The 3,271-nt window shown below is 55.6% G+C and carries 3 protein-coding genes; all 3 read right to left on the bottom strand.

Features of this window, described 5'->3' with window-relative positions:
* Positions 1 to 805, bottom strand: an 805-nt coding sequence (locus EPN93_08630) for a hypothetical protein (protein ID TAL36282.1), incomplete at its 3' end; no start/stop codon positions are given.
* Positions 806 to 1,554: 749 nt separating this feature from the next.
* Positions 1,555 to 2,574, bottom strand: a complete 1,020-nt coding sequence (locus EPN93_08625; GenBank protein ID TAL36281.1) for a hypothetical protein — start codon at positions 2,572 to 2,574, stop codon at positions 1,555 to 1,557.
* Positions 2,508 to 3,271, bottom strand: a 764-nt coding sequence (locus EPN93_08620; GenBank protein TAL36280.1) for a hypothetical protein, incomplete at its 5' end; no start/stop codon positions are given. The genes EPN93_08625 and EPN93_08620, both read right to left, overlap by 67 nt.

Here is a 3,271-nt window from a genome sequence, read left to right as displayed (position 1 = left end):
CTTTTTTCTCGAAGCCTATCTGTAAATCTTTCATGAGAACGTCCATCAGGGACTCTACGGAAAACCCTTCCATGGAAAGCACGGCACGGTTAAAATCCCCGTCAATGCCCAGCTTCTTCTTGTAGCTGTTTACGTAGCTGTCTTTAAATTCCTTTCCACTAAAGAGAAAATCCTTATAGTCCCACACGTCCTGGTCAACGCCTTCCTTCGTGCGCACGAACTGGTTACCATGCTTCGCGTAGCCGTAGTCCGCCAGCATCCCGAAAATTTCCTTGTGCATGTTCTTGTTCATGTCGTCGATGGTGGCGGTAAAATTGTCTATGATCTCGTCTACGGCAACAAGCATCTTGAGGTTGGTCGCCCGCTGCTGCTGGGCCTGGTAGTCCTTGAACAAGCCCTCGAACTCGTCGAGCACGCTCGTGTCAACGTTACGCCGGCTCACCTGCGTAAGCGCGAAGCTCGTGTCGATGTCGCCGGCGAGCTTCATCAGATCCTGCGGGATCACGCCCGGCGAGGTCGCCAGCACCTGCGAAAGTATGGCCCCAACGTCGATTTTGTCAATCAAACAATCGCTGCCGTTCTTCCGGTTCACCTCGTCCACCATGCCGTTCACGATGTTCGTAAGGCGAACGGCCATCTCCTGCGCGTCGTCGGTGGTTATGGCCCGCCCCGCGTCCTCTATCCATTCGAACTCCCTGCCGCGAAGCTCCCTGGTTTTGCCGTCCCAATCTTTTTCGCCGGCCGTGATGCGGTCCTTCGTATCGCTTCGCCACTTGCGCCATTTCTCAAGGAAGTTTGCGTCCATATTGTCTCTCCCGTATTCAACATATGGCGCAATAAAAATCCCCGCTATACATCCCGGCCGTTATCATCGGTTTTCTATGTGGTATCCCGCTCAATTCGCTCGAAAATACGCCATCTGTCGGCATTTGTCAACGAAATTGTGGGCGAAGCCCCGGGAACAAAGTGAGATAAAATCGGACCGTCATCGCGGCGGTAGTGGGGATGTGCGCATGTGGGCAGGCCGGGTCACGCACGCGATCATGAACAGCGACGTTTGCGGGCTGTCCACATGTGCACATCAGCCCAACAGCAAAAGGCTCAAAATACGGGGCTTTTCAGGGGCTCACGCGCGAGGGGGTTTCATTCACACGGATACGGCCGCGGCATGGCGCATAATGCCGGAGGTGGGCGAAGTGCCGCGCGTCTTCCCCGCGTGCGCGGCATTTGGGTGAAGCGAAGCGAAACCGCCCACCGTCAATTATGCGCCGTGCCGCGGCAAGCGGACGGGAGGTTTTTGTTTTATCGTACGGCAGGTTTATCGCGTTCGTGCGAAGGTCCAGTTCCGTTCCCGTTGCTCCATGTCCGATATGGATAACTCGTAAAGACCGAGTTACCCACATCAGACATTCCGCCGTGGCGCGCTCATATCATCAGTGCAGCCTGTCGACTTATGGATATCCAAAAGACGGATACCCACAAGCCAACAGGCCGGCTGTCACCAGAGTAATTTTAAAAATCCTTAATTCAACCACTGGCGAGCTAATTACGCTCTCACCAGTCCTCCCGCTCCCGCGGATGACATCGCTCGTGCACCTCTTTCAAATCGGCAATCTCGATCTTCAAATACCGCTCGGTACTCGATATGCTCTCGTGCCCCAGCTGCTTCTGCACGTACCGGATATCCGCCCGCCCTTTGAGCATGTGCGTCGCGCACGAGTGCCGGAAGGTGTGCGCCGTCACGTTCTTCTCTATGCCCGCCGTCCTCATCGCCCGCTTCACAATCCTCCACAGCATACTCACGGTAAGGTTTTTACCGCGAAGCGATACGAAAAGTCGATCGTTGTTTCCCGCTCCAAGCAGTCCCCGCACGCGCTCCACATACCGCGATACCCAATACTTCGCCGATTCCCCAAAGGGGACCACTCGCTCCTTCCCAAACTTCCCTTTCCGCACCACGAGCAGCTTTTCCGTTAAGTCTATATCCCCCATCTGTATGCCGCACAATTCCTCCGAGCGGATCCCCGTGGAGTAGAGAAGCTCCAAAATTGCCCGGTCCCGAAGGCCCTGAAACGTCTCCCCGGCTGCCGCTTTCAGTAACGTATCCATCTCCTCAACCGTGAGCACGTCCTTGATCAAGGGGTTACGCCTCCTGGGTATCGCGATATTCGACGCCGGGTTCCGATACACTCTCTCCTCACGCTCTAAAAACCGGAAAAATACCCGTATGTTCATGCAATACCGCGCGCGGCGTTCCTTCGTTAACGGCTTTTTCCGGTAACCAGGCGCGGAGAGTAAATGGTTCTCGTACGAGCGTATCGTTTCCCTCGTAATCTCAGTAATATCCTTCAGGTCGGGATACTCTTCCCACGTAAAGCGCAGGAAATCCGTAAGCGTCTGCTCGTAGTTCTTGTACGTCTTCGCCGCCAGGCCCAGGCGGCGTACGTATACCAAAAAATCCGAAAGCTCATGGCTGCCTATCATCCCTTGGCCCTCTTTCATATCTTTCATGCCCCAACCTCCTTCGCCCTCGGGTGGCTCATCGCGTGGATATCCCGCAGATCGGATCCACATGCCCGCGCGTATTTTTCGGTCGTTTCCAAGTGCTCATGGCCAAGCATTCGCTGTATCAGGTAAATCGGCGCTCCATGCGCGAGCAAGTGGCTCGCCATCGAGCGGCGCAGGGCGTGGCTCCCTCCGGGAGAGAAAACCAACGCCTCAGCCTTGCGGGCGCGGATCATCTCCTGCACGGATAACGCTTTGATCCGGCGGCCGCCGGCATTAAGGAAAAGAGCGTCTGCGTCTCCGCCTGGCTTAATGAACCGCTCCCGTATCGTCATGTACCGTTCTAAGGAAACGAGGGCCTTCTCTCCCACCGGGACTATCCGCTCCTTCCCGCCTTTCCCATGCCGTACAAATATCTCGCGGTTGTGAAAATCCACATCGTCCACGTCTAAGCCCGTAAGCTCGGACATCCGGAGGCCCGCCGAGTAGAAAAGCTCCACGATAGCCCGGTCTCTGATGCCTTCGAGAGAATCATTCGGGACGTTCAGGATTCTTCTCACCTCATCCTCAGTGAAGACAGGGCGCTTCGGAGAAGAAGGCTCGGTCAAAAGCTCGATCTTCGTCATCGGGTTTACCAAAATCTCTCCCTCTTCCAGCAAGTATCGGTAGAGCCATGTAAGCTGATAGAACGTCGCCCGCGGGAGCGTTGGTTTCTCCTCGCGAACGGTCTCAAGGTAGGCGAGAATGTCCCCGCTCGATGCCTCCT

The sequence above is a fragment of the Spirochaetota bacterium genome, assembly GCA_004297825.1.
Lineage (GTDB): Bacteria > Spirochaetota > UBA4802 > UBA4802 > UBA5368 > FW300-bin19.
The sequence above is the reverse complement of the archived record's forward strand: the minus strand, read 5'-3'. Positions and strand labels throughout refer to the sequence as shown.